Origin of the sequence: Streptomyces antnestii, assembly GCF_004005495.1 — a bacterium.
GTDB lineage: Bacteria > Actinomycetota > Actinomycetes > Streptomycetales > Streptomycetaceae > Streptomyces > Streptomyces antnestii.
The window spans coordinates 45,193-68,764 of the sequence record NZ_RZYA01000020.1 but is presented as its reverse complement, the minus strand read 5'-3'; the positions used below and the strand labels follow the sequence as shown (position 1 = coordinate 68,764).

24 protein-coding genes are annotated in these 23,572 nt (G+C 70.4%); 15 read left to right on the top strand and 9 right to left on the bottom strand.

The window, feature by feature from the left end; all coding sequences use genetic code 11:
• Positions 1-100: 100 nt before the first annotated feature.
• The gene (gene hutI, locus EOT10_RS31615) at positions 101-1,270 is read left to right on the top strand and encodes an imidazolonepropionase (protein ID WP_127831808.1); all 1,170 of its coding nucleotides are present in this window, start codon (positions 101-103) and stop codon (positions 1,268-1,270) included.
• Between the two features lie 48 nt (positions 1,271-1,318).
• Here hutI and EOT10_RS31610 read toward each other — a convergent pair whose 3' ends face one another.
• Entirely contained in the window at positions 1,319-2,203 is an 885-nt protein-coding gene (locus EOT10_RS31610) for an RNA polymerase sigma factor SigF (protein ID WP_127831807.1), read from the bottom strand.
• A 263-nt stretch (positions 2,204-2,466) separates the two neighbouring features.
• On the opposite strand from EOT10_RS31610, the gene EOT10_RS31605 reads away from it, so the two are divergent.
• The 6 genes from EOT10_RS31605 (at position 2,467) to EOT10_RS31580 (ending at position 7,926) form a co-directional block, all read left to right on the top strand.
• Positions 2,467-2,838 carry an STAS domain-containing protein gene (locus tag EOT10_RS31605; RefSeq protein ID WP_127831806.1) on the top strand — a complete coding sequence of 124 codons (372 nt, stop codon included), beginning with the start codon at positions 2,467-2,469 and terminating at the stop codon, positions 2,836-2,838.
• 214 nt (positions 2,839-3,052) lie between these two features.
• Positions 3,053-3,574, top strand: a complete 522-nt coding sequence (locus tag EOT10_RS31600) for an ATP-binding protein (RefSeq protein WP_127831805.1) — start codon at positions 3,053-3,055, stop codon at positions 3,572-3,574.
• 219 nt (positions 3,575-3,793) lie between these two features.
• Positions 3,794-4,483, top strand: a complete 690-nt coding sequence (locus EOT10_RS31595) for an LPXTG cell wall anchor domain-containing protein (protein WP_127831804.1) — start codon at positions 3,794-3,796, stop codon at positions 4,481-4,483.
• Positions 4,484-4,535: 52 nt separating this feature from the next.
• Positions 4,536-5,465: a COG1470 family protein gene (locus EOT10_RS42215; protein ID WP_127831803.1), complete on the top strand. Its 930-nt coding sequence runs from the start codon at positions 4,536-4,538 to the stop codon at positions 5,463-5,465.
• Positions 5,462-6,571: a hypothetical protein gene (locus EOT10_RS31585; protein ID WP_127831802.1), complete on the top strand. Its 1,110-nt coding sequence runs from the start codon at positions 5,462-5,464 to the stop codon at positions 6,569-6,571. Before EOT10_RS42215 ends, EOT10_RS31585 begins: the two co-directional genes overlap by 4 nt.
• Before the next feature lie 38 nt (positions 6,572-6,609).
• Positions 6,610-7,926, top strand: a complete 1,317-nt coding sequence (locus EOT10_RS31580; RefSeq protein WP_189492331.1) for a hypothetical protein — start codon at positions 6,610-6,612, stop codon at positions 7,924-7,926.
• A gap of 66 nt (positions 7,927-7,992) precedes the next feature.
• Here EOT10_RS31580 and EOT10_RS31575 read toward each other — a convergent pair whose 3' ends face one another.
• Positions 7,993-9,141 (bottom strand): 3-ketosteroid-9-alpha-monooxygenase, oxygenase component, encoded by a 1,149-nt coding sequence (locus EOT10_RS31575; RefSeq protein ID WP_431313343.1) that lies wholly within the window; start codon positions 9,139-9,141, stop codon positions 7,993-7,995.
• Positions 9,138-10,790 carry an FAD-dependent oxidoreductase gene (locus EOT10_RS31570; RefSeq protein WP_223281324.1) on the bottom strand — a complete coding sequence of 551 codons (1,653 nt, stop codon included), beginning with the start codon at positions 10,788-10,790 and terminating at the stop codon, positions 9,138-9,140. Before EOT10_RS31570 ends, EOT10_RS31575 begins: the two co-directional genes overlap by 4 nt.
• Before the next feature lie 347 nt (positions 10,791-11,137).
• Here EOT10_RS31570 and EOT10_RS31565 point away from each other — a divergent pair, with 347 nt between their 5' ends.
• On the top strand, positions 11,138-11,683 hold the full coding sequence (locus tag EOT10_RS31565) for a VOC family protein (RefSeq protein ID WP_189492314.1): 546 nt from the start codon (positions 11,138-11,140) through the stop codon (positions 11,681-11,683).
• A 20-nt stretch (positions 11,684-11,703) separates the two neighbouring features.
• Positions 11,704-12,765 carry a 2,3-butanediol dehydrogenase gene (locus EOT10_RS31560; RefSeq protein ID WP_127831799.1) on the top strand — a complete coding sequence of 354 codons (1,062 nt, stop codon included), beginning with the start codon at positions 11,704-11,706 and terminating at the stop codon, positions 12,763-12,765.
• 590 nt (positions 12,766-13,355) lie between these two features.
• Here the strand turns inward: EOT10_RS31560 and EOT10_RS31555 are convergent.
• From EOT10_RS31555 to EOT10_RS31540, 4 genes are all read right to left on the bottom strand, one after another.
• Positions 13,356-13,736: a PIN domain-containing protein gene (locus EOT10_RS31555; RefSeq protein WP_189492311.1), complete on the bottom strand. Its 381-nt coding sequence runs from the start codon at positions 13,734-13,736 to the stop codon at positions 13,356-13,358.
• The gene (locus tag EOT10_RS31550; protein ID WP_127831798.1) at positions 13,733-13,990 is read right to left on the bottom strand and encodes a hypothetical protein; all 258 of its coding nucleotides are present in this window, start codon (positions 13,988-13,990) and stop codon (positions 13,733-13,735) included. The genes EOT10_RS31555 and EOT10_RS31550 overlap by 4 nt, the downstream gene beginning before the upstream one ends.
• Positions 13,991-14,061: 71 nt before the next feature.
• Complete coding sequence (locus EOT10_RS41445) at positions 14,062-15,093, bottom strand: hypothetical protein (RefSeq protein ID WP_189492308.1); 1,032 nt, start codon at positions 15,091-15,093, stop codon at positions 14,062-14,064.
• A gap of 142 nt (positions 15,094-15,235) precedes the next feature.
• The gene (locus EOT10_RS31540) at positions 15,236-15,475 is read right to left on the bottom strand and encodes a hypothetical protein (RefSeq protein WP_127831797.1); all 240 of its coding nucleotides are present in this window, start codon (positions 15,473-15,475) and stop codon (positions 15,236-15,238) included.
• An 81-nt stretch (positions 15,476-15,556) separates the two neighbouring features.
• Here EOT10_RS31540 and EOT10_RS31535 point away from each other — a divergent pair, with 81 nt between their 5' ends.
• From EOT10_RS31535 to EOT10_RS31520, 4 genes are all read left to right on the top strand, one after another.
• On the top strand, positions 15,557-16,387 hold the full coding sequence (locus EOT10_RS31535) for a helix-turn-helix domain-containing protein (protein ID WP_127831796.1): 831 nt from the start codon (positions 15,557-15,559) through the stop codon (positions 16,385-16,387).
• On the top strand, positions 16,374-16,607 hold the full coding sequence (locus EOT10_RS31530) for a DUF397 domain-containing protein (protein WP_127831795.1): 234 nt from the start codon (positions 16,374-16,376) through the stop codon (positions 16,605-16,607). Before EOT10_RS31535 ends, EOT10_RS31530 begins: the two co-directional genes overlap by 14 nt.
• A gap of 241 nt (positions 16,608-16,848) precedes the next feature.
• Positions 16,849-18,081 carry an NAD(P)/FAD-dependent oxidoreductase gene (locus EOT10_RS31525; protein WP_127831794.1) on the top strand — a complete coding sequence of 411 codons (1,233 nt, stop codon included), beginning with the start codon at positions 16,849-16,851 and terminating at the stop codon, positions 18,079-18,081.
• Positions 18,074-18,970 (top strand): RNA polymerase sigma-70 factor, encoded by an 897-nt coding sequence (locus EOT10_RS31520; protein ID WP_127831793.1) that lies wholly within the window; start codon positions 18,074-18,076, stop codon positions 18,968-18,970. Before EOT10_RS31525 ends, EOT10_RS31520 begins: the two co-directional genes overlap by 8 nt.
• Before the next feature lie 86 nt (positions 18,971-19,056).
• Here the strand turns inward: EOT10_RS31520 and EOT10_RS31515 are convergent, their stop codons facing one another.
• The gene (locus EOT10_RS31515; RefSeq protein ID WP_127831792.1) at positions 19,057-20,544 is read right to left on the bottom strand and encodes an oligopeptide:H+ symporter; all 1,488 of its coding nucleotides are present in this window, start codon (positions 20,542-20,544) and stop codon (positions 19,057-19,059) included.
• Positions 20,545-20,934: 390 nt separating this feature from the next.
• On the opposite strand from EOT10_RS31515, the gene EOT10_RS31510 reads away from it, so the two are divergent.
• The gene (locus EOT10_RS31510; RefSeq protein ID WP_100597941.1) at positions 20,935-21,612 is read left to right on the top strand and encodes a response regulator transcription factor; all 678 of its coding nucleotides are present in this window, start codon (positions 20,935-20,937) and stop codon (positions 21,610-21,612) included.
• Between the two features lie 127 nt (positions 21,613-21,739).
• Entirely contained in the window at positions 21,740-23,014 is a 1,275-nt protein-coding gene (locus tag EOT10_RS31505) for an ATP-binding protein (RefSeq protein WP_127831791.1), read from the top strand.
• On the opposite strand, the gene EOT10_RS31500 is transcribed toward EOT10_RS31505, so the two are convergent.
• Positions 23,011-23,520, bottom strand: coding sequence for a GtrA family protein (locus tag EOT10_RS31500; RefSeq protein WP_127831790.1), 510 nt, complete (start codon positions 23,518-23,520; stop codon positions 23,011-23,013). The two genes, EOT10_RS31505 and EOT10_RS31500, sit on opposite strands and share 4 nt — an antisense overlap.
• Positions 23,521-23,572: the final 52 nt, after the last annotated feature.

The following is a 23,572-nucleotide window of genomic DNA, read 5'->3' as shown; positions in this document are numbered from 1 at the left end:
CTTCAGGGCCCGTCCCTTCCCCAAGTCCTCGAACGCCGGACGGGCTGATGATTCAGCCGGTCCGGCGTTCGAGGTACCCCCCACCCCAAGGAGAGGAACCATGACCACCACCCTCATCACCAACATCGGCTCCCTGGTCACCAACGACCCGGCCCACGGCGACACCCCCCTCGGCCTCGTCGAGAACGCCGCCGTGGTCATAGAGGGCGACCGGATCGCCTGGGTGGGGCCGCAGGAGAAGGCGCCCGCCGCCGACGCCGTCCACGACGCGCAGGGCCGCGCCGTCATCCCCGGCTTCGTGGACTCGCACTCCCACCTGGTCTTCGCGGGCGACCGCACCCAGGAGTTCAACGCCCGCATGTCGGGCCGCAGTTACACCGCCGGCGGCATCCGTACGACCGTCGCCGCCACCCGCGCGGCCACGGACGAGGAGCTGGAGGCGAACCTCGTCCACCACCTCGACGAGGCGCTGCGCCAGGGCACCACGACCTTCGAGACGAAGTCGGGCTACGGCCTGACCGTCGAGGACGAGGCGAGGGCGCTGCGCATCGCGGCGCGCCACACCGACGAGGTCACCTACCTCGGCGCCCACATCGTGTCGCCGGACTACGCGGACGACCCGGCCGCCTACGTCGCGCTCGTCACCGGCGAGATGCTGGACGCCTGTGCCCCGCACGCCCGTTGGGTGGACGTCTTCTGCGAGAAGGGCGCCTTCGACGGCGACCAGGCCCGCGCGATCCTCACGGCCGGCAAGGCCAAGGGCCTGCTCCCTCGCGTGCACGCCAACCAGCTCGGCTACGGCCCCGGCGTCCAGCTCGCGGTGGAGCTGGAGGCGGCGAGCGCCGACCACTGCACGCACCTCACGGACGAGGACGTCGACGCGCTCGCGAACAGCTCGACGGTCGCGACGCTGCTGCCGGGCGCGGAGTTCTCGACGCGCGCGCAGTGGCCCGACGCCCGCAGGCTCCTCGACGCGGGCGTCACGGTCGCCCTCTCCACGGACTGCAACCCGGGCTCGTCGTTCACGTCCTCGGTGCCGTTCTGCATCGCCCTGGCCGTACGGGACATGGGGATGACCCCCGACGAGGCCATGTGGGCGGCGACGGCGGGCGGCGCGCAGGCGCTGCGCCGCGAGGACGTGGGGCGCCTGGCGCCGGGCGCGTACGCGGACCTGGCGCTGCTCGACGCCCCGAGCCATGTGCACCTGGCGTACCGGCCGGGCGTGCCGCTGGTGTCGGCGGTCTGGCGGCGCGGGGTACGCGCCGCCTGACCGACGGACAGTTCTCTCAAGGGCCTCATGCGGGCGGGGTAGCGGTTGCTACTCCTCCAGCGTGAGGCCCTTGCGCAGTCGCACCAGCGTGCGCGAGAGCAGACGGGACACGTGCATCTGGGAGATGCCGAGCTCGTCGCCGATCTCCGACTGCGTCATGTTGGCGACGAAGCGCAGAGAGAGGATCTTCCGGTCGCGGGACGGCAGCTCCGCGATCAGGGGCTTGAGGGACTCGACGTACTCGATGCCCTCGAGGCCGTGGTCCTCGTACCCGATGCGGTCCGCGAGCGCGCCCTCGGAGTCGTCCTCCTCGGGCTGTGCGTCCAGGGAGCTGGCCGTGTAGGCGTTGGACGCGGCCATGCCCTCGACGACCTCGTCGTTCGAGATGCCCAGGCGCTCGGCGAGCTCGCCCACCGTCGGTGCGCGGTCGAACTGCTGGGCGAGTTCGTCGCCCGCCTTGGCAAGGTCGAGGCGAAGCTCCTGGAGGCGCCGCGGGACGCGGACCGACCAGGACGTGTCGCGGAAGAAGCGCTTGATCTCGCCGACGATGGTCGGCATCGCGAACGTGGGGAACTCGACCCCACGGCTCAGCTCGAAGCGGTCGATCGCCTTGATCAGGCCGATGGTGCCGACCTGGATGATGTCCTCCATCGGCTCGCTGCGGGAGCGAAACCGGGACGCCGCGAACTTCACCAGTGCGAGGTTGAGTTCAACCAGCGTGTTGCGGACATAGGAGTATTCGTGAGTGCCCTCTTCGAGGGACTCGAGCCGCTCGAAGAGCGTTTTGGACAGCGCCCGGGCGTCCTGGGGAGCCACCTCGTCGAAAGGCGGGATCTCCGGCAGGCCGGCCAGGATGTCGAAGGCCTCGTGTTCCGGTGGGGGTGTCGACGTCGACGCCTGGTCAGTACGCGATTCGTCGAGCCGGGGTGACATGATGTCCTCCATCGTTCTCGGCATATGGCTGCCGATGCCCATACGTGCACTTGCGATGTGCGGCGCCTCCAAAGCCGGCCGTGGCGAAAAGTTGTCCTTACTAGGCCTACCCGCTTTTACACTCCGCTCGCAAGTGCGTTCTGTGCGTAAATGTCCGATTCCTGGGGGTTGTTCGGGTGTCGGGGGGCGGGGTGAGGGCGTAGTGTTCGAGGGCGTCAATCAACAGCCACGACGGTCGAGCAGACTCGGAAGAGAGAGACGTCATGGACCGCGGGACAGTCGGCAGCGCACATCGGGGCCGGCTTCAGGTCGAAGTGCGGGAAGAGGGCGCCAGCGCCGTCGTGACCCCGGTGGGTGAGTTGGATCACCACACCGCCGACCTATTGCGAGAACCCCTGGAGAGCTGTCTCGCCGCCGGATTCTCACGGCTGGTGATCGACTGCTCACGCCTGGAGTTCTGTGACTCCACCGGACTCAACGTGCTGCTCGGTGCCCGCCTCAAGGCGGAAGCCGCCGGGGGCGGGGTCCATCTGGCCGGGATGCTGCCCGTGGTGGCCCGGGTCTTCGAGATCACCGGCGCGGAGGCCGTCTTCACCGTCCACGAGTCGCTGAGCGCGGCTCTCGACGGCGAGTGACAGGGCGCGTACGCAGGTGGAGCACGGAAGTCGCGCGTCAGTTGTCTCTATGTGATCGAGGCGTTACGAGTGTCACACGGTCCATCCCGAACCCGTGGGTGTTCTCACGGTGCGGTCGGGCAGGAGACCTGCTGGGTCCCACCCGGGACCACACCGTCACGGCGGTTCGTTCCCACACATCACACGTCAAGAGTCTCGGTGAGGTGAAGTGCTGATGAGCACCACCCGGCCTTACTCGCCGGGCGACCGCGGCCCGGAGCCGGAGGCCGCCGGCCACGCCGGTGGCACGCCCAGCCAGTCCCCCGCCGACGTCGGGCGGACAGCCGGGCACCAGAGCCGCACCCTGAACCTCGTCGGGGCGGCCGGCATCGTCCCCCTGGCCCGCGACTTCACTCGCGAGGCGCTGCACGCCTGGGGCTGGATGCCGGCGGACACCGCCGACCGGCGCGCCGCGGCCGAGGACGTCCTGCTCGTCGTCTCCGAGCTGGTCACCAACGCCTGCCTGCACGCCGAGGGGCCCGACGAACTGCGGATCTCCTGCGACAGCAAGGTGCTGCGCATCGAGGTCTCCGACCAGGGCGCCGGCCAGCCCGCGCCCCGCACCCCGCACCGCGCGGGGCGCCCCGGCGGGCACGGGATGTTCATCGTGCAGCGCCTGTGCATGGACTGGGGCGTCGTCAGGAAACCCGGCGTCCCGGGTAAGACCGTCTGGGCGGAGGTCGGGGCGCCCGCCTGACGGGACCCCTTACGGGACCTCTTGCGGGACCCCTTGCGGCACTTGGGGTTACCCAGGGTTCGTACATCTCTTCGCACGCGCCGGATCCCGTCGGATCCGGCGCACGTCTATGTCTTCCCTCGACAAGGTCCCCGGCGTACCTTGAGCGCCTTATCTGATGCGCCGTCAGTAACTTGGCGGGTGCAACTCAGGACCAACCGGCATGAGGGGGAACTCGAGGTGTCGTACCGGACGTACCAGAAACGAACGGCAGCGCTCGCGCTCGCCGCGGCCCTGGCCGGCTCCGGGGTGCTCATGGCCGCCCCCGCAGCCCAGGCCGCCGTACAGGACGTCAACTACCAGTGCAAGACGCCGATCGGGAACAAGGGAGCCGTCTCTCCGATCGACATCAAGAGCGTCCCGAGCGGCAGCGGCTACAAGATCACCATGTCCTTCCAGAAGGGTGTCTCGTCCAGCCCGGTCGAGCTCGGCAAGGGCGCCATGAAGCCCAGCGCCGTCATCAAGCTGGGCGGCGCCGAGACCGGCAGCCTGCCGGTGTCCGGACCGCCGAACGCGGAGGCGATCCCCGCCAACACCCCCATCAAGATCAGCGACCTGTCGGGCACCTACACCCCGGCGAAGACCGGCAAGGTCACCTTCACCGCGGGTGTCCTCACCATCAAGGCGCTCGGCACCACGACCACGTGCACCCCCGCCAACAGCCCGAAGCCGTCCCTGACCCTGGACGTCAAGTCGGCCGGTGGCGGCGGCACTTCGGGCGGCTCGCAGAGCACACCGTCCGGCGGCGAACTGCCGCAGACCGGGCCCGAGGACTCCGCGATCGCGCTCGGCACCCTCGGCGGCACGGTGCTGCTCGCGGGCGCGGCCGGCGTGCTGTGGCTGACGCGGCGTCACCAGGCCGCGCGCTGACCACGGCGGCCGTGCCCGTCCGACGTCCGAACGCGATGACCTGGAGCCGCCGATGCCGTCCCGTCCCCGCGCCCGCCTGCGCGCACTGTGCGGGGCCGCCGTCCTGCTCGCCGTAGGCGCCGGGGCCCCGGCGGCCGCGGCCGGCACGGCGGCCCCCGCCTGGTCCGTCGCCCCGTCGGCCGGCGGCGGCACCCGCCCCGCGCAGGACGGACGCCCCTACTTCTACGCCGAGGGGGTCCCCGGCGCGGTGCTCCAGGACAAGGTCGCCGTCACCAACCCCGGCACCCGCCCCCTCACCGTGCGGCTGCGGGGCGCCGACGCCGACAACACTCACGCCGGCGCCCTCTCCGTGCGCGCGCGATCCACCGACACGGGCGCCTGGATCGCCTTCGCCCGGCGCACGGTGAAGATCCCCGCCCGCACCCGCGCCGAAGTGCCCTTCACCGTCACCGTCCCGGCCGACGCCGCACCCGGCGACCACCCCGGCGCCGTCGTCGCCAGCGCGGACGGGCGGGACTCCGGGGTCAGCGTCCATCTGCGGGTCAGCGGCCCCACCCTCTCGGCGCTCACCGTCGAGCGGGTCAAGGTCACGGGCGGCGGCCGGATCTCGTACGACCTCGTCAACCGCGGGAACACGATCCTTACGCCGCGGCTCGCCGTGCGCGCCGACGGGGTGTTCGGGCGGGCGCTCGACCGGCGCCCGCGCACCCTGCCCGTCGAACTGCTGCCCGGCCGCCGCGTCACGCTCAGCGAGCCGTGGCAGAGCGCCCCCGCCCTCGACTCGGTCCGGGTGCGGCTCACCGTCACGGCCGGGGGCGGCGCCCACGGCGAGGCGACGGCGACGAAGCGGTTCGTGCCGTGGGGAGCGGTCTCCGGGACCGGCGCCGCACTCGTGGCCGCCGGGGCCGCGGCCTTCTGGTGCGTACGCCGACGACGCCGCGCGAACAGCGGGAACCAAGAGACCCAAGGGAGTTGGTCATGAACCGCCGCCACCGCTGCGGGCCCCGGCTGTGGGCGGCAGCGCTCGTCCTGCTCGCCGCGTTCGCTCTCGCCGCGCCGCAGCAGGCCGCGTCAGCGGCCGAGGGCCCGGCCGTCACGCTCTCCAGGACCCAGGCGGGGGCGGGCGGTTCGATCACCGTCAAGGGGTCGGGCTGGCGGCCCGACGCGCTGCTGATGCTGCTGATCTGCGGCCAGTCCGCACCCGGCAAGGGAGTCGTCGGCGGCACCAACTCCTGCGCCAACGCCGACGGGCGCGCCGTCACCACCGGCGCCGACGGCACCTTCGGCAAGAAGCTCCCGGTCGCCGAGCCGCCCGTGCCCTGCCCGTGCGTCGTCCACGTGGCGACAGTCACCGGCGACAAGGCGCAGGCCGACGCCGTGCTCAAGGTGGCGGGCCACCCCGTGAAGCCGATTCCCGCGCAGGCGGGCGGCGGCAAGCTGTCCGTCCTCACCGACACCCGCCTCGACGGGTCGAGCGGCGTCCTGACCTGGTTCGGCGCCCCGCCCGCGCGAACCTTCGTCTTCACCGTCGGCAACGTCGGCTCGGCCCCCGTCAAGGATCCCGTCTTCCAGGTCGGCACCTCGCACGGCGTGTTCGCCCCCCAGTGGGAGGACCAGCAGTGGCGCGGCACGATCCCGCCCGGCCGCAAGGCCCAGATCAAGCTGCCCGTCGAACTGTCCTCGGGGGCCCACGGCAACTACCTGGTCTCCCTCAAGTTCGGCGGCAAGGTCCTCGCCGAACAGCCCTGGGGCGTGGGCCGCCCCTGGGGCGTCACCCTCTTCTGGATCCTGCTCTGCGTCGTCGTACCGGCCGCCGTCTTCCGGATCGGCATGGCCGTCGTCGACCGCGTACGGCCCCGGCGGCCGGGCGGCGCGGGACGGCACCGCGGCGCGCTCGGCCTGCCCGAACTGGCGTCCCGGCTGCCGAGGGCGAGCCGCCCGCGGCCGTCGCGCAGGGCGCCCGAACCACCCGGGACCACGACCACCACGGCCCTGCCCTGGTTCACCCCGGACACCGACCCCGGCACACCGGCCGGTCAGCTCTCCGCACCGTCAGACAACAGCCCGACAACGAAGGGAAACACGTGAGCACCCAACGGAGAGTGAGCGCGGCCGGCGTCGCCCTGATGCTGGGCGGCGCGGGCCTCCTGCTCGCCGCCACCCCCGCACAGGCCGCCGAGGTCGCGTACAAGACCGAGTGCATCCCGCCCGCGGTCTCCGGCATGGACCCCGTGGAAGGCACGACGAAGGTCGAGATCACCGCGCCCGCCGAGGCGAAGGTCGGGGACGAGGTGGAGGTCGTCTGGAAGACGACGCAGGCCGCGTCCCAGAACCCCGGCGTCATCGACCTGGAGAAGGACACGGTCAAGCCGACCGGCACCCTCAAGGTGAGCGGCGCGCAGACCGAGGACGTCCCGATGGACGGCCCGCGCTCCAACCCGCCCATCAAGAAGAACAGCCCGATGGTGCTGTCCGACATGAAGGGCAAGATCAAGCTGACGGCGCCCGGCGAGGTGACGCTGACCCCGGACAAGTACAACATCAACGTCAGCAAGCCGATCTCGACGGACACCAAGTGCTCGCCCAAGGAGACGGTCAAGCCCGGCGCGACCATCAAGGTCACGGGCGGCAGCGGCACGGGCGGCACGACGGGCGGTCTGCCCACCGGGCTTCCGACCGGCGCGCCCACGGGTCTGCCCACCGGGCTCCCCACTCTGCCGACGGGCGGCGGCGGCACCGGCGGTTCGGGCGGCTCCGGCTCGGGCGGCAGTGCCGGCGGCGGCGGGTCCGGCACCGGGGGCAGCAGTACCGGGGGCAAGAGCGACTTCACCGGCAAGGAAGTCCAGATCCCGTACCAGTGCAAGACGCCGATCGGTGACAAGAACGCCACCTCGCCCGTGCAGATCAACGCCAAGAAGGACGGCGGGAACTACGGCCTGACGGTCAAGTTCAAGAAGTCCGTCATGGACAGCCCGGCCGACATCCCGAAGGACTCCGTCAAGCCGTCGATGGAGGTCAAGCTGGGCGGCGCCGACAAGGGCACCGTGCACGTGGAGGGCCCGACGAACAAGGAGCCCATCAAGTCCGGCGAGCCCATCAACATCCCCGACCTGACGGGCACCTACAAGCCGGGCGCGGACGGCAAGTCGAGCCTGTCGCCGGGCGTCCTCACGGTGAAGGCCCTCGGCACGACCACGACGTGCACCCCGGCGAAGACGGAGGTCTCCCTGGAGATCGACACCTCCGCCCAGCCGGGCGGCGCGGCGGGCGGCTCGGGTTCGGGCTCGGGCTCGGCGGGCGGCTCCGGCACAGCCGGCGGCCTCGCGCAGACGGGTGCGGAGAACGACGGCAGCCTGCGTGCCCTCGGCCTGGTCGCGGGCACGGTGATCCTGCTGGGCGGAGCGGTGTTCACGTTCCTGCCGGGCCGGCGCCGGGCGGGCTGACGGGACGTACCGAGTGTGGGGGGCCGGGGCGAGCAACTCGCCCCGGCCCCTGAGTCATTCAGGCGTTCAGGAGATGGTGCTCGTGTGGGAGACCACGCGGCCCGCGGCGAGGTTCTCCGCGACCTCCTCGCGCCAGACCTTGTCGGCGCGGCTGGTGTCGAGTTCGAACTCGAACCGGTTGGTCATCTCCGGGGTGATGTTCTCCACGTCGACGTAGAACTGCTGGTACCAGCGCCGGAGTTGGTAGATCGGGCCGTCCTCCTCGGTGAGGAGCGGGTTGTCGACGCGGGCCTTGTTCTGCCAGATCTCCGCGTCCTGGCGGAAGCCGATCTCGACACCGGCGCCGAACTGCTGGGCCGCCGCGTTGGCCGCGTCGTTGTCCATGCCCGGCAGCTTCTTGACGATGACGCCGAACTGCAGCATGAACGCGTCCTGCCGCACCGGGTAGTGGCTGTTGATGAGTACGGCTTCCAGCTCCTGGCCGCCGCCGACCGGACTCCACAGGTAGTCGATCATGTAGGAGGGGCCGTAGTACGCGGCGTCCGACCGGTTCACCGCGGGCTCCGTGCCGGCCGGGACCATGCCGAGGTCGTAGTCCTGGCGGTACTCGAAGTCCATCCGCTGGGCCGCGGTGTGGCCCTCCAGGACGTTCTGGAAGTACGTCGGGAACGAGTAGTGCACGTAGAAGAAGTGCGCCATGTCGGAGTTGTTGTCGACGATCTCGCGCGGGTGCGAGCCCTCGATCAGGATCTGGTTCCAGGTCCACTGGCTCCACTCGTCGCTGAACGCGCCCTCGATCCGCGGGATCGCCTGCTCCGGGATCGGCGGGTTGCCCTGCGGGTCGTGCCAGACGAACAGCTGCCGGTTCTCCTCGAGCGTCGCCCACGTACGGGTCTTCGCGGCCCGGGGGACGCGGCGCGCGTAGGGGATGCCGGAACAGGTGCCGTCGCCCGACCAGCGCCAGTCGTGGAACGGGCACGCGACGGCGTCGCCCTTGACCGTGCCCTGGCTCAGGTCGCCGCCCATGTGCGGGCAGTACGCGTTGAGGACGTGGAGCTCGCCGCTCTCGCCCTGGAACACCACGAGCTTGGTGCCGAAGGCCTCGATCTGGTGCGGCTTGCCGTCCTTGAAGGACTCCGCGAGGCCCAGGCAGTGCCAGCCACGGGCGAAGCGGTCGGGCATGGGGTCGGTCTTGATCGCGTGGTACGAGGTCACGAAGCGTCCTTCATGTGGGTGGCGGCGACGTAGCCGAAGGTCATCGAGGGCCCGATGGTGGATCCGGGGCCGGGGTAGGTGTCGCCCATCACGGCCGCCGAGCAGTTGCCGGTGGCGTACAGGCCGTCGACGGGCGTGCCGTCCTCGCGCAGCACACGCGCGTGTGCGTCGGTGAGCAACCCGCCCTTGGTGCCCAGGTCGCCGGGCTTGACGGGCAGGGCGTAGTACGGGCCCTGGGTGAGCGGGTGGAGGTTGGGGTTGGGCAGCGTCGGGTCGCCGTAGTAGCGGTCGTGGGCGCTGTCCCCGCGGCCGAAGTCGGCGTCGCGGCCCTGCTCGGCCAGGGTGTTGAAGCGCGCGATCGTCTGCTCGAGAGCGTCGGCCGGGACATCGATCTTCGCGGCGAGTTCCCGGACGGAACCGGCCGTCTTGAGGATGCCCTCGTCCTCGAACCCCTTCGGGAACTTCTGGCCCGGCACCAGGCCGACGAACGGGTAACGCTTGCGCGCGACCGAGTCGATGACGATCCAGGAGTTCTCGGGCGCGCTGGGGCTGGCGTACATCCGGTCGACGAACTCGTGGTACGGCGCCGCCTCGTTGACGAACCGCCGGCCCTCGCCGTTCACGATCACCATGCCGGGCACCGCGCGGTCCGCGACCAGGAAGAACAGGCCGCCGCCGGGCACCGGCGCGGACGGCGCGCCCCACACCTTGTCCATCAGGGCGAGGGCGGCGCCCGCGTCGACGCCGGCCGTCAGCACCTCGCCGATCTGGCCCGGCGAGGAGTGCGTCCAGCTCGCGGAGGTGGGCCGCGGCAGGTACTTCTCGCGCAGCTCCTGGCTGTGCGAGAAGCCGCCGGCGGCGAACAGGACGCCGCGCCGCGCCCTTACGTTGACCGTGCGGCCGTCCTTCTCGATGCGCAGGCCGACGACCTGGCCGTCCTCCAACACCAGCTCATGGAAGGGCGAGTTGAGCCACATGGCTCCGCCGGACCTGGCCAGGGCGAGGCGCAGCCGCCCGACGAGCGCGGCGCCGAGCGCGACCGGCTTTGCGCGGGTGAGCAGCGTCTTGACGGCGCCCGCCGCAAGCCTGGCGGCGGTCCGCCGGCCCTTCCACGTACGGGCCGCCATGTTGAGGAAGCGGAAGTCGTACTGGGTGATGGTGAGGCCGTACGTGGGCAGCTCGTTGGTCCGCAGATTCGCTGCCTCAGGGCCGAGCCTGCGCAGGTCGAAGGTCTCCGGCTCGATGGTGCGGCCGGCCGGCTTGCCGCCTTTGCGCTCGGGATAGTAGTCCGGGTAGTTCGGGACGTACTTGAAATGGACGTCCGTGCGCTCGTGCAGGAATTTCAGCATCTCCTGGCCGCGCGTGAGGTACGCGTGCTTGCGCTCCCGGCTGACCTGGTCGCCGACGGTGGCGTCCAGGTAGTCCATGGCGTTGTCGAACGAGTCGCTCTGCCCGGCCTGCTGGAGGTAGAGGTTGTCAGGTATCCACAGACCTCCGCCGGACAGCGCGGTGGAGCCGCCGTAACGGTCGGTCTTCTCCACCACCAGGGCGGACATCCCGTGCAGCTGCGCGGTGATCGCGGCGGTGAGGCCGCCTCCACCGGAGCCGACCACCACCACGTCGTACTCGTGATCCCAATCCCGGTCCACTGTGACTGTTCCCTTTCGCCGAAGCGGAAGCCGAGCCGAAGCCCAGGCCGAAGCCGAGGCCGAGGCCGAAGCCGAAGGTGGGCGTGGACCCGGTCCGGTCCGATCCGTGCCGGCGGCGTCGCCGGTCATGCGCCCTCTCCCGGGCCCCGCGGGAGTGAGAGCACGCTCTACCTGACGGCTTCGGCGGACAAGCGCCACTTCCCGCTCAGTGGGAGATCCTCGGTGTCTTCCTCGACATGTCTTCCCTATACATAGGCAGCCTGCTTGGCTGCCGGTCGACGAAGTACCGGCAGCGGCCCCGCTGTTGGAGAGCACCCGGTCCGGCGCTCTCCCCCTCTGGAGGACAGATGCCACCCACGATCGGATCGATAGACCAGCTCGGCTATGTGGTGCGGGATGTCGAGGCCGCGATGCGGCACTGGACGACGAACCTCGGCGTCGGCCCGTTCTTCTACTTCCCGCAGGCCGCCATCGCCCGCACCTTCTACCTGGGCGAACCCACCGACGCCCGGATCGCCGTCGGCATCGCCCAGGCGGGCGGCGTGCAGATCGAACTGATCCAGCAGCTCAACCCGGAGGCCCCCAGCGCCTACCGCGACTTCCTGAAGGAGCGCGGCGAAGGGCTGCACCACCTGGGCCACTTCGCCAAGGGGGAAGGTGACGACACCTACGACGCGTTCCTCGCCCGTTTCGCCGAGGCCGACGTCGAGCCGTACCACTACGGCGACTCCGGTCCGGGCAGCCGCTTCGCCTATCTGCCCACGGAGGAGCACGGCGGCACGGTGGTCGAGGTGATCGAGACCGCGCAGTGGGGCGGCTTCTTCGACTCGATCAGGGAGGCCGCGCGGGGCTGGGACGGCAGCGACCCCGTACGCGAAATCAGCATCCCCTGACCGGAGAGGACCGACCGACCATGCGCGCACTGCGGCTGCACGGCCCCAAGGACCTGCGCCTCGAAGACATCCCCGAGCCCGGACTCCGCCCCGGCACGGTCAAGATCAAGGTCGAGTGGTGCGGGATCTGCGGCTCCGACCTGCACCTGTACCAGGCGGGCCCGGCCGCGTTCGGCCTCGACCGGCCGCACCCGCTGACCGGGGAGCAGGCGCCGCCGGTGATGGGCCACGAGTTCGCCGGCGTGATCACGGAGATCGGCGAGGGCGTCAAGGGCCTCGCGGTCGGCGACCGAGTCTGCGTCGAACCGGAAATCTACGACGACACGTGCGCGTACTGCCGTCAGGGCGACTACAACCTGTGCGAGCAGTCCGGCTTCGTCGGCATCAACGGCTGGGGCGGCGGCATGTCCGAGTACGTGGTGCTGCCGCCGCGGATGGTGCACCGGCTGCCGGAGGGCGTCGGCACGGACCTCGGCGCGCTCGTCGAACCGCTCGCGGTGGCGTGGCACGCGGTACGGGTGGCGGCGCTGCCGCCCGGTTCGGCAGCGCTGGTCGTCGGCGCGGGTCCGATCGGCTTGGGCGTCCTCTCCGCGCTGAACGCGACGGGCGCGCGCATGGTCGCGGTCAGCGAGGTCAGCACGGCCCGCAAGAAGCTGGCGGAACGCCTGGGTGCGGACGTCGTACTGGACCCGGCGCAGGACGATGTGGCAGCACGGGTAAGGGAGTTGACGGACGGCCTGGGAGTGGCGGCGGCCTTCGACGCATCGGGTCTCCAGATCACCCTGGACACGGCACTCGGCTCACTGCGCAAGCGCGGGACGGCGGTCAACCTCGCGATGTGGTCGCAACCCGCCCAGGTCGAGACGATCCAGCTGATGCGCACGGAGACGTCCCTGACCTCGACGATCGGCTACGCGGGCTCGGACTTCCCGTCAGTGATCGCGGCGATCCGCCGAGGCGCGATCGACGCGGACGCTTTCATCACGTCGCGCATCCCACTGGAGCGGGCGGTCCAGGACGGCTACGAGACGCTGCTGGGGGAGGGCCGCGACACTCAGGTCAAGATCCTTGTGCATCCCTGACGACCTGGCACTTCCTGGAAGGTCCCCGCGTCCCGGCAGCGCATCCGCAGCGCGCGGACCGTATCCAGCCGTCGTGCCGTGGCTGCGGGGTGATGCAGCAGCTCAGTGAAGGGCACGTTCTCGTGCGCCGTCGGCATGGCATCCAAGTACCTCGGAGTCAGGAGCGCAGGCGCCGCCGACCGGTGACCCAGGGCTCGTGTCAGGGACGGCCCTTGTCATTGTGGCTTCCGGTACTTCCTGCGCCCGCTGAGCGCGGCAAGCCAGAAGATCACCCCGATGACAGTTGCGAAGGGCAGCGTTCCCAGGGGGTCTCCCGTCGCCAGCACTTCCACCCCGTAGAAGATCGCCCCGACGAGTAGCCCCATGCGTACCGGGTGACGTGCTGCCCACTTGCGGGTGTGCACTCGTGGATCAGTGAACACGGACTGGCCCCTGTCTGCTGAGCGTGCTGCATGAATCCGGTCATGAGAACACGCGGGCCGTCTCGTCCCTGTCACCGGCCGCTGCAGCGCTTCCCGCGCGGCAGCCGCCCCCCGTTGCGCCGTGGCTGCCCAGGCTTGCTCCGGGCCTCGATCTCGTCAGCCCGGGGGTTACGGAGTGAGGTCCAGGACCCTGACCGGGCGGCCTTTCCACTGCTTCGGTGCGGTCGTGGCGACGATCGCGCCGTCCGGGCGGTCCGGTGTGGGCTGTGCCGCGTGCTGGGCATGGGCAGCCGCCCACGTCTCGTGGCGCGCCACCGCCAGGGCGGCGGGCAGGTCGAGGTCGAGGACTGTGACGCCAGGCAGAGCGGCGATGTGTTCGGCCGTTCCTGGCCTGTTTCGGTCCGCTTCGACCAGGACGCAGGCCGGGGCATACAGGAACCAGTCCGGTTCGGCGTGCGCGCGGTGGATCAATCGCGAAGCGAGGACGTTGCCCTGGCCGGCCGCCGCCACCGCCGTCTCGTCCAGAACGATGTGCACGGCGTCGCTCACCGGCCGGTCACCTTCGACAGGCGGCGGTCCAGCTCGCTGTCGAGCTCACGCTGCTCCGTGGCCGTCGGGGCGTATCCGTTCCACTCCGCGAGCGCGGCCCGGGCCTTCTCGGCCCTCTCCGCCCGCTCCTGCGGGGTCAGCAGCGTCTCGGCCAGGCGCGCCAGATAGGCCCGCAGTGACAGGCCCTCGCCGGACGCGATCGCCGCGAGGCGGTCTCTGGCTTCTTCAGGGATACGGATATTGGCATCAGGCATGGTCGTACTCCTCTCCCTGCTCCCAGGGTACGGGTACGTACCCGTGGTCGCGTGGGAGTCCTCCCGGCCCCTCACGCCCCCATCACTCCGATTCCCCGCATCGCCTCCCGCGCTGCGGTTGCCCCGCGGCGTGCCGTGTCCACCCAGGTCTGTTCCGGGTCTGCCGCTCCGGCGCGTGCGCGGCGGCAGTCGCCGCAGTGGTCCTCGTCGCCGAGGGGGCGGAACAGGAGGGGCTGGATGTGGCCCGGGCCCTCGCATTCGCGCATCGTGGCGACACGCGGGGGTGGTGGAGGTGTCGGAGCTTCGGGGGCTGTGGTGGGGGTGAGGGTGGGGACCTCCCGCCACAGGTACCGGACCAGGCCGCCTGGGCTGTGTACGCGTACGTCGGACGTCGGGAGATTGCGGCGTACCTCGGTGAGCAGCGCGTGGGCTGTGTGTCCGGCCGTGAGCCAGGCGGCGGCGAGGTCGGTCAGCTCCGGCAGTATGGCGCGCGGTACGCGGCCCAACCGGGTGTCCAGGTAGGCCAGTTCCTCGACGACGCGGCGCGCGTCCGCGAGGTCGTCGGCGGAGGCGGCGGGATCGGGCTCGGGTTCGAGCTCCGGCTCGGGTTCGAGCTCCGGCTCCGGATCCGGCTCGAGCTCCGGCTCCGGCTCGAGCTCCGGCTCAGCCGCCGGCTCCGGGGAAGGTTGGAGGGTGTTCCCCGTAGGGGGTGTGTCTGGAAGACCGCCGACGACCCGAACCGTCGGCTCACCGGCGGCCGGAATCCCGCCCGTCGGAGACATCCCGCGGATCAGCGCCGCCTCCTCCGCGCTCAGTGGCACGTTCGAGCAGAGCTGGCGTGTCCGCCAGTGGCCCCGCTCGACCTGTTCCCGCCATTCATGTACGTAGCCCTCGTGCTTCAACTGCCGCTTGGCGCTGAGGAATGCGCACTTTCCGATCGAGGCGCGGCGCGCGGTCGCGGAGAGAGTTTCGTCGTCGTCCGCCGGGAGCGAGAGCTGCCATGTGAGGAGGCGTACGGCGTCTGAGTTGAGCCGGGGGTGCCGGATGATCTCGTTCGAGGTCTGCGAGAAGAAACGAGTCGGCGGGATAACATGGCGCTGCATTTCGGGTGCCCTTCGTTGACACTCGTGGTGAAGGCCCTCGTTGCTGGTTCCAGCCGGCAGCGAGGGCCGCTTTGCGCTCACCGTACAGCAACTTCCGTACACGGACGGTTACTTCATGTGTTCGGGTGGGAATGGTGTGGCCTCACCACACACCCCCGTAGCGCGCCGCCTTCTCCCGTAGCCACGTTCGGATCATGACTGCCTCCCGCTCGTTCGCCTCGCGGAGGTCCCGCACCCGGATCGTCGCCACGAAGTGCACGAACCTGACTCGTCTCAACGCTCCCTCCGCGCTCAGGACTTTGCCCGGGCCGTACGCGTCCGTGCCGGTGTGGGCCACGAAGCTCCCGGGCCGGTGCTCTTCCGGTCCCTCTTCTACGTTCATGGGGTCAGCGTGCGGTCACTCTGGGTACGGTCGACAGAGGTTCGCGTGTGCCAATGCGGAACGCACAAAGGGGAGTTGGCGATGGCCATCGAGGACAACCCGGTCTCCCGCGTCAAGTACGGGGAGGAACTGCGGCGCAGGCGCGAGAGTCTGGGGCTCACGCAGGAGGAGTTGAGCGAGCTTTCGATCATCTCTCGCTCCCAGATCGCCCACATCGAGGCGGGGCGGCGTCGGCCGGATGCCGGGGATGCGCGCCGGCTCGACAAGGCGCTCCAGGCGGGCGGGTTCTTCGAGCGGTTCCTGCCCGTGCTGGACGGGAGGCTGGTTGCCGAGCATTTTGCGGAGGCATTGGAGTTTGAGGGGCAAGCGACGGCCATCAGGGTTTATGGGCCGAAGCTGGTTCCTGGCCTGCTTCAGACGGAGGCGTACGCGCGGGCGGTTCTGGATTCGGGGCTCCCGCCCAAGACTGATGAGCAACGTGACAAGCTCCTTGCCACACGCCTCGACCGCGCCAGCATTCTGGGCAACTTCCACTCGCCGGTGGTGTGGACGATTCTCGACGAGGCCGTGCTGCGCAGGCCCATCGGTGGCTCCGCCGTAATGTGCCAACAGCTTCGGCACATCGTGGAGTTGGGCGAGAGTCGCCGCATCCGCATCCGCGTCCACGTTCTCCCGTTCGCGGTGGGTGCCCACGCGCTGCTGGAGGGCGTCGTCTCGCTCATGTGGTTCGAGGAACTCCCGCCGATCGCCTACGTGGAAGGCTTGATGACGGGACGGGTCTGGGAGCTGCCGTCCGTCGTGCGGCAATGCCAGGTGGCCTACGATCACGCCCTGGGCGACGCGCTGTCGCACCGTAAGTCCCTGGCCCTGATCAGGTCCGTCGCGGAGGATTACGAGAATGAAGCGCAGTGAGCACACCATCCCCGTCGCCTCGGTGCTGACCGGCTGGCGCAAGTCGTCGTACAGCGGTGGCGAGAGCGGTGCCTGCCTGGAGGTCAACGACGCCGCCTGCCCCGCCCACCTCCCCGTCCGCGACAGCAAGAACCCGCATGGCCCCGCCGTCGCCTTTGCCACGCCCGCGTGGTCGGCCTTCGTTACGGCCGTTCGCGCCGGAGCGCTCCACGCGGGCTGAACCGGGGTGGGCTACATGGCGGCTCAGGATCCCTGGTCATAGCTGGTTCAGCGCCTCCGTCGTGATGTCCACGTCGATGATCGGCGGTCAAGGTTCCTCCCATGGACGGGATGATCGGCCCTGCTCTTTCGCGGTGGTCGCCAGACTTACCGAGTGATCTGGCTCACATGCTGTCACGGCGATCAGCCGCGCGGTGTCCTGATGGCGAACCCGGGAGCAAGCCAGCCGACAGGAGCAGCTCATGAAGCACCGCAAGCACCGCATCGTCGTCCTCGGTGCCGGCTATGCCGGGGCCTACGTGGCCGGGACCCTGGCCCGGCGGCTGTCCCCGGCGGACACCGAGATCACCGTGGTCAACGCCGAGCCGGACTTCGTGCAACGGCTGCGGCTGCATCAGCTCGCGGCCGGACGGGACATCGACGCCCCTCAGCTCGCCGACGTCTTCGTGGGCACGGGGGTAGCGCTGCGCCTGGCCCGCGTCACCGCCGTCGACCCCGAGCGTCAGGTCGTCGCCGTGGCCGACAGGGCCGACCAGGCCGACGAGCTCGGCTACGACACACTTCTCTACGCGCTCGGCAGCCACGGCGCCGACCACGGTGTCCCCGGCGTGGCCGAGCACGCCTTCGACGTATCCGCCCGGCCCTCCGCGCTGCGCCTGCGTGAGCGATTGGAGAGTCTGAGCAGCCAGCGCGGAGGCGCCGGCGTGCTCGTCGTCGGTGACGGGCTGACCGGCATCGAGACCGCCACCGAGATCGCCGAATCCCGGCCCGGGGTGTCGGTGACCCTGGTCGCGCGCGGCGAGCTCGGCGCCCCGCTCTCCGCCGGAGCCCGTAGCCACCTGCGCCAGGCCTGCGTACGGCTGGGCATCACCGTTCTGGAGCACACGAGCGTCGAGGCCGTCGAAGCGGAGCGCGTGGTGTGCGCCGACGGCACCGCGCTCGCGTCCGACGCGACCGTGTGGACGGCCGGGTTCGAGGTCAGTCCCCTCGCGGCCGCCGGCGGCATCGACGTCACCGAGGGCGGTCGGATCGTCGTCGATCGCACCATGCGGTCCGTCTCGCACCCGAACGTCTACGCCGCCGGCGACAGCGCCTACGTCATCGGCGACAACGGCCTGCCGCTGCCCATGTCCTGCGCCTCGGCCGGCTACACCGGCCGGCAGGCCGCGGCCGCGATCGTGGGACGCCTGACCGGCCGCACGATCGCGAACGTCAAGCTGGGCTACCTCGGCAACCACATCAGCCTCGGGGAGCGGGACGGAATCCTGCAGCTGGTCGACGGCGAGGCGCAGGCGAAGCCGACGTACGTGGGCGGTCGGAAGGCCGCGCGGGTCAAGGCCGGCATCGTCAGGATGTCCCTGTGGGCCACCTCGCACCCGACCTTCGGCCTCCCCACCCGCACGCACCGCCTGGAGGCAGAGAAGGTCGAGGAGACGGTCCCGCTCCTGGAGAACGGAGGGGCCACCCATGGCTGAGAGCAGCGACCACACGGCCACCGACACCTTCGTCGCCCACCGCAACCTGCTCTTCACAGTCGCCTACGAGATGCTCGGCTCGGCGGCCGACGCCGAAGACGTCCTCCAGGAGACCTGGCTGCGCTGGGTCAAGGCCGACCTCGGGCAGGTGCGCGACCAGCGGGCGTACCTGGTGCGGATCACGACCCGGCAGGCGCTCAACCGGCTGCGTACCGTGAATCGCCGCCGGGAGGCGTACGTCGGCCAGTGGCTGCCCGAACCGCTGCTCACGACGCCGGACGTGGCCGAGGACGTCGAGCTCGCCGAGAGCATGTCGATGGCGATGATGCTCGTCCTGGAGAGCCTCACCCCGACCGAGCGCGCGGTGTTCGTGCTGCGCGAGGTCTTCGAGGTCGAGTACGACGAGATCGCCGAGGCCGTCGGCAAGACCCCGGCGGCCGTGCGGCAGATCGCGCACCGCGCCCGCGGGCACGTCGACGAGCGCCGGCCCCGCCGGACGGCCTCCGCGAAGGAGACCCGGGCGGCCCTTGAGTCCTTCCGGCGCGCCCTGGAGACCGGGAACCCGCAGGACCTCCTCGACGTACTCGCCCCCGATGTCGTGCTGCTCAGCGACGGCGGCGGCGTCAAGCGCGCCGCGCTCAGGCCCGTCGTCGGCGCCGAGAAGATCGTCCGCTTCTACCTCGGCGGTTCCGCCAAGCTCGGGGTCACGATCACCTGCGAGCCCACCGTGGTCAACGGCAGCCCGGCACTCGCCGTACACGTGGGCGGCGAGCTCGACGGCGTGATCGCCGTCCGTTTCGAGGACGCCCGCATCACCGGCCTCTACTTCGTACGCAACCCCGAGAAGCTGACCCGCGTCACCTCCGAGACCCCGCTCACCCTGCGCTGACGCAGACCACGGGCAAAAAGCCGAAGGGCCGCCGCACCGATTCCGGTGCGGCGGCCCTTCGTACAGGTACCAGCAGAGCGCAGCGTCTAGTGGACGTCGCCCATCAGTTCCTTGACCTTCTTGCGGTACATGAACACCGCGCCGCCCGCGAGCACTGCGAGCGCGGCTTCCAGGCCCACGACGCCCGTGCCGTTGAGGTCGACGCCGGCCGTGGAGAGCAGGCCCGTGACCGCGTCGCCCGCGGTCACCGCGAGGAACCAGACACCCATCATCTGGGAGCCGTACTTCGCCGGCGCCATCTTGGTGGTGACCGAGAGGCCGACGGGGGAGAGGGTCAGCTCGCCGACCGTCTGGACGAAGTAGATCAGGACGAGCCACCAGGGGCTGACCTTGCCGCCGCCCGCGGCCGTCAGCGGCAGCAGGAAGACGAAGAAGGAGATGCCGATGAGGGCCAGACCGAGCGAGAACTTGGTGACCGTGCTCGGCTCCTTGCCCTTGCGGGCCAGCGCCAGCCAGATCATGGCGGCGACCGGGGCCAGGGCCATGATGATCACCGGGTTCACGGACTGGAACCAGGAGACCGGGAAGTCCCAGCCGAAGACGCTCGTGTTGGCGTGGCTGTCGGCGAAGATCGACAGGGTCGAGCCGCCCTGGTCGTAGATCATCCAGAAGACGGCGGCGGCCACGAAGAACCAGATGTAGCCGGAGACCTTGGACTGCTCGGTGGTCGTCAGTTCCTTGTCGCGCTTGATGCGCGCCAGGACGAAGATCGGGACGATCAGGCCGACCAGCATGAGCGGGACCATCACCCAGTTCAGGGTGTAGGTGCCGGTGCCCACGACGATGGCGTAGAAGACGACCGCGATGAGCAGCCAGATCATCGACTTCTTCAGCGTGGCGGCGCGCTCCGCGGGGTCCAGGGGCTTCGGGACGACCGAGGACTTCTCCGACAGGTGGCGGGTGCCCAGCAGGAACTGGCCGAGGCCGATCGCCATGCCGACCGCCGCGAGGGCGAAGCCGAGGTGCCAGTTCACGTTCTGGCCGACCGTGCCGATGACCAGCGGCGCGGCGAACGCGCCGAGGTTGATGCCCATGTAGAAGACGGTGAAGCCGCCGTCACGGCGCGGGTCGTCCGGGCCGTTGTAGAGGTGGCCGACCATCGTCGAGATGTTGGACTTCAGCAGACCCGAACCGACGGCCACGAAGAGCAGGCCGACGTAGAAGATGCCGCTGACGGGTACGGCCAGGAGCAGGTGGCCGATCATGATGATCGCGCCGGCGATGGCCGTCGTCTTCCGGGGACCCCACACGCGGTCACCGAACCAGCCGCCGGGCATGGCGAGCAGGTACACCGTTGAGACGTAGACGGAGTAGATGGCGATGGCCGTGCCCGCGTCGAGGCCGAGCCCCTCGGGGGCCACCAGGTACAGCGGAAGCAGGGCGCGCATGCCGTAGTAGGAGAAACGCTCCCACATCTCGGTCATGAACAGAGTGGCCAGACCGCGAGGGTGGCCGAAGAAGGTCTTGCCGCCGGAGGGTGCCCCGGTGGATTCCTTCGTCAGGCTGGTCGCCATGGAAGTTCCTTGCTGGTACGGGTCGCGGGTCGTGATTGACCGTGCGGCCAGTGCGGGGGGTTGTGGTGTGGCGCCGTCGTCGGCGGCCGGTCCACAGGTCATTCCTTGAACGCGCTGGTGAGAACCAGCTCGCACATAAAAAAGACCTTCGTCGCGCAGTGCGCTCCAAAGGTTGCTCTTTAGTGCATCGGGCGTTCATTCACCATACGACAGGACAGTGCGGCATATGGAAGGACTTGAGACATGGATCACAGGTCCACGCGGAACCATTCGCCCGGTTTCGAAGGCGCCTTCCAGGGTCTCATCCCACACCCGCAGGCCTGATCGGCCGGGTCGCGGCCATGCCGGATCACCCTCCGGGCGCCGTCCGGCGCGGACTACCATCACTGCATGACCCGTGTACTGCTCGCCGAGGACGACGCGTCCATCTCGGAGCCACTGGCCCGCGCCCTGCGCAGGGAGGGTTACGAGGTCGAAGTGCGTGAGGACGGCCCGACCGCGCTCGACGCGGGACTCCAGGGCAGCATCGACCTCGTCGTACTCGACCTGGGACTGCCCGGCATGGACGGCCTGGAGGTCGCCCGGCGGATGCGCGCCGAGGGGCACACGGTGCCCGTCCTCATCCTGACCGCCCGCGCCGACGAGGTGGACACCGTCGTCGGCCTGGACGCGGGCGCCGACGACTACGTCACCAAGCCCTTCCGCCTCGCCGAACTGCTCGCCCGCGTACGGGCCCTGCTGCGGCGCGGCGCCGCCGAGCCGCAGCAGCCGCCCGCCACGCACGGCGTCCGCATCGACGTGGAGTCGCACCGCGCGTGGATGGGCGACGAGGAACTCCAGCTCACCGCCAAGGAGTTCGACCTGCTGCGGGTCCTGGTGCGGGACGCGGGCCGGGTCGTCACCCGGGACCAGTTGATGCGCGAGGTGTGGGACACGACCTGGTGGTCGTCGACCAAGACTTTGGACATGCATATCTCGTGGCTGCGGAAGAAGCTCGGGGATGATGCGGCCAATCCCCGGTATATCGCCACGGTGCGTGGGGTCGGGTTCCGGTTCGAGAAGAGCTGAGGCTCTGCTTTTCGGCTGCGGGTTTCGTCGTGGCTGGTCGCGCAGTTCCCCGCGCCCCTTACGGGGCGCTGTTCCCCGCGCCCCTCTCAGGGGCGCGGGCTTCGGATGATCCTGGAGACTGGGACGCATGCGCCGCCGTCTGATCAACTCCACCCTCGCCGTCGTGCTCGTCGTGATCGCCGTCTTCGGGGTCTCGCTCGTCATCGTCGAGACCCGCACGATCACCAACAGCGCCCAGGAGCGGGTGGACTCCGAGGCGGTCCGGCTCGTCAGCATCGTCGACAGCCGGCTCCTCGGCGACGAACAGGTCAGCGGCGCGATCCTCAGGGACCAGGTCGGCCCCGACCGGCACGCCAGGATCGAGCTGCCGGGGCGGGCGCCCATCGAGATCGGCGCGCGCCCCAAGGGTGACGTCATCCGGGCCACCGCCAAGGGCGAGAAGGGCGAGACGGTCACCGTCGAGGAGCCCCGCTCCTCCGTCACCCGCGAGGTCGGCCGCACGCTGCTGATCATCGCCGGCGTCGCGCTGCTCGCCGTCGTCGCCGCGGTCCTGCTCGCCGTACGCCAGGCCAACCGGCTCACCTCCCCCCTCACCGACCTCGCCTCCACCGCGGAACGCCTCGGCTCCGGCGACCCCCGCCCGCGCCACCGCCGCTACGGGGTGCCCGAGCTGGACCGGGTCGCGGACGTCCTCGACTCCAGCGCCGAGCGCATCGCCCGGATGCTGACCGCCGAGCGGCGCCTGGCGGCCGACGCCTCCCATCAGCTGCGTACACCGCTGACGGCGCTCTCCATGCGCCTGGAGGAGATCACCGTCACCGACGACCTGGACACGGTGAAGGAGGAGGCGACGATCGCGCTCGCGCAGGTCGAGCGGCTCACGGACGTCGTGGAGCGGCTGCTCACCAACTCGCGCGACCCGCGCACCGGGTCCGCGGTCTCCTTCGACCTGGACGAGGTCATCAAGCAGCAGCTGGAGGAGTGGCGCCCGGCCTACCGCAGCGCGGGCCGCGCCATCGTCTCGTCCGGCAAGCGTCACCTGAGGGCCGTCGGCACCCCGGGAGCCGTCGCGCAGGTCCTCGCCGCGCTGATCGAGAACTCCCTCATGCACGGCGGCGGCACCGTCGCCCTGCGCACCCGCGTCACCGGCAACCAGGCCGTCGTCGAGGTCACCGACGAGGGGCCCGGCGTGCCGGGCGACCTGGGCGCGAGGATCTTCGAGCGGACCATCAGCGGCCGTAACTCCACGGGCATCGGCCTCGCCGTCGCCCGGGACCTCGCCGAGGCGGACGGCGGCCGCCTGGAGATGCTCCAGACGAACCCGCCGGTGTTCGGCCTGTTCCTGTCGCGTACGCCGCTCAGGAAGTCGCTGCCGGAGGACGGGCCGGAGACGGTCCGCTAGCGGGTCCGCTGTGAATCAGTGGGTTCGGGCCGCTCCTCCAGGAACGATTCCGCACGCGCGACGGTCTCCCGGGCGGGCAGCGCCTTGAAGACCCACGAGCGGTAGGACCAGAAGCGGAACAGGGTCGCGATGCCCATGCCGACGAACTTGAAGACGTTGCGCTGCAGCGAGCTGTCCCAGCCGAAGCCGTAGATCGCGGCGTACAGCACACCGTTCTCGATCACCAGGCCGACCGCGCTGAACGCCAGGAACAGCGTGAGCTCCTTCGTCCGGCCGCTCTTGTCGCGGTCACGGTAGGTGAAGTAGCGGAACCCCGCGTAGTTGAAGGCGATGGCGACGATCGTGGCGATGATGTTGGCCCGCACCGCCGCCAGGCTCGTCATGTGCCACAGGACGTTGGAGACGGCGAAGTTCACAAGGGTGCCGAGCGCGCCCACGGCCCCGAACTTGGCGACCTCGCGGCCGAGCAGGTCGAGCCGCGCGCGCCATGCGCCAGGTCCGTTCATCGTGCTCGCCCCAGCCCCCGTGGTTCCGGTCCATCGATCCGGCCCATGCTAA

Excerpts from the sequence above, each read along its gene's own strand:
- EOT10_RS31500 (WP_127831790.1), bottom strand. The coding sequence starts at position 23,520 with ATGAACGGACCTGGCGCATGGCGCGCGCGGCTCGACCTGCTCGGCCGC.
- EOT10_RS31535 (WP_127831796.1), top strand. The coding sequence starts at position 15,557 with ATGGCCATCGAGGACAACCCGGTCTCCCGCGTCAAGTACGGGGAGGAA.
- EOT10_RS41445 (WP_189492308.1), bottom strand. The coding sequence starts at position 15,093 with ATGCAGCGCCATGTTATCCCGCCGACTCGTTTCTTCTCGCAGACCTCG.
- EOT10_RS31610 (WP_127831807.1), bottom strand. The coding sequence starts at position 2,203 with ATGTCACCCCGGCTCGACGAATCGCGTACTGACCAGGCGTCGACGTCG.
- EOT10_RS31540 (WP_127831797.1), bottom strand. The coding sequence starts at position 15,475 with ATGAACGTAGAAGAGGGACCGGAAGAGCACCGGCCCGGGAGCTTCGTG.
- EOT10_RS31525 (WP_127831794.1), top strand. The coding sequence starts at position 16,849 with ATGAAGCACCGCAAGCACCGCATCGTCGTCCTCGGTGCCGGCTATGCC.
- EOT10_RS31515 (WP_127831792.1), bottom strand. The coding sequence starts at position 20,544 with ATGGCGACCAGCCTGACGAAGGAATCCACCGGGGCACCCTCCGGCGGC.
- EOT10_RS31505 (WP_127831791.1), top strand. The coding sequence starts at position 21,740 with ATGCGCCGCCGTCTGATCAACTCCACCCTCGCCGTCGTGCTCGTCGTG.
- EOT10_RS31510 (WP_100597941.1), top strand. The coding sequence starts at position 20,935 with ATGACCCGTGTACTGCTCGCCGAGGACGACGCGTCCATCTCGGAGCCA.
- EOT10_RS42215 (WP_127831803.1), top strand. The coding sequence starts at position 4,536 with ATGCCGTCCCGTCCCCGCGCCCGCCTGCGCGCACTGTGCGGGGCCGCC.
- EOT10_RS31585 (WP_127831802.1), top strand. The coding sequence starts at position 5,462 with ATGAACCGCCGCCACCGCTGCGGGCCCCGGCTGTGGGCGGCAGCGCTC.
- EOT10_RS31530 (WP_127831795.1), top strand. The coding sequence starts at position 16,374 with ATGAAGCGCAGTGAGCACACCATCCCCGTCGCCTCGGTGCTGACCGGC.
- EOT10_RS31520 (WP_127831793.1), top strand. The coding sequence starts at position 18,074 with ATGGCTGAGAGCAGCGACCACACGGCCACCGACACCTTCGTCGCCCAC.
- EOT10_RS31560 (WP_127831799.1), top strand. The coding sequence starts at position 11,704 with ATGCGCGCACTGCGGCTGCACGGCCCCAAGGACCTGCGCCTCGAAGAC.
- EOT10_RS31605 (WP_127831806.1), top strand. The coding sequence starts at position 2,467 with ATGGACCGCGGGACAGTCGGCAGCGCACATCGGGGCCGGCTTCAGGTC.
- EOT10_RS31600 (WP_127831805.1), top strand. The coding sequence starts at position 3,053 with ATGAGCACCACCCGGCCTTACTCGCCGGGCGACCGCGGCCCGGAGCCG.
- EOT10_RS31565 (WP_189492314.1), top strand. The coding sequence starts at position 11,138 with ATGCCACCCACGATCGGATCGATAGACCAGCTCGGCTATGTGGTGCGG.
- EOT10_RS31550 (WP_127831798.1), bottom strand. The coding sequence starts at position 13,990 with ATGCCTGATGCCAATATCCGTATCCCTGAAGAAGCCAGAGACCGCCTC.
- hutI (WP_127831808.1), top strand. The coding sequence starts at position 101 with ATGACCACCACCCTCATCACCAACATCGGCTCCCTGGTCACCAACGAC.
- EOT10_RS31580 (WP_189492331.1), top strand. The coding sequence starts at position 6,610 with ATGCTGGGCGGCGCGGGCCTCCTGCTCGCCGCCACCCCCGCACAGGCC.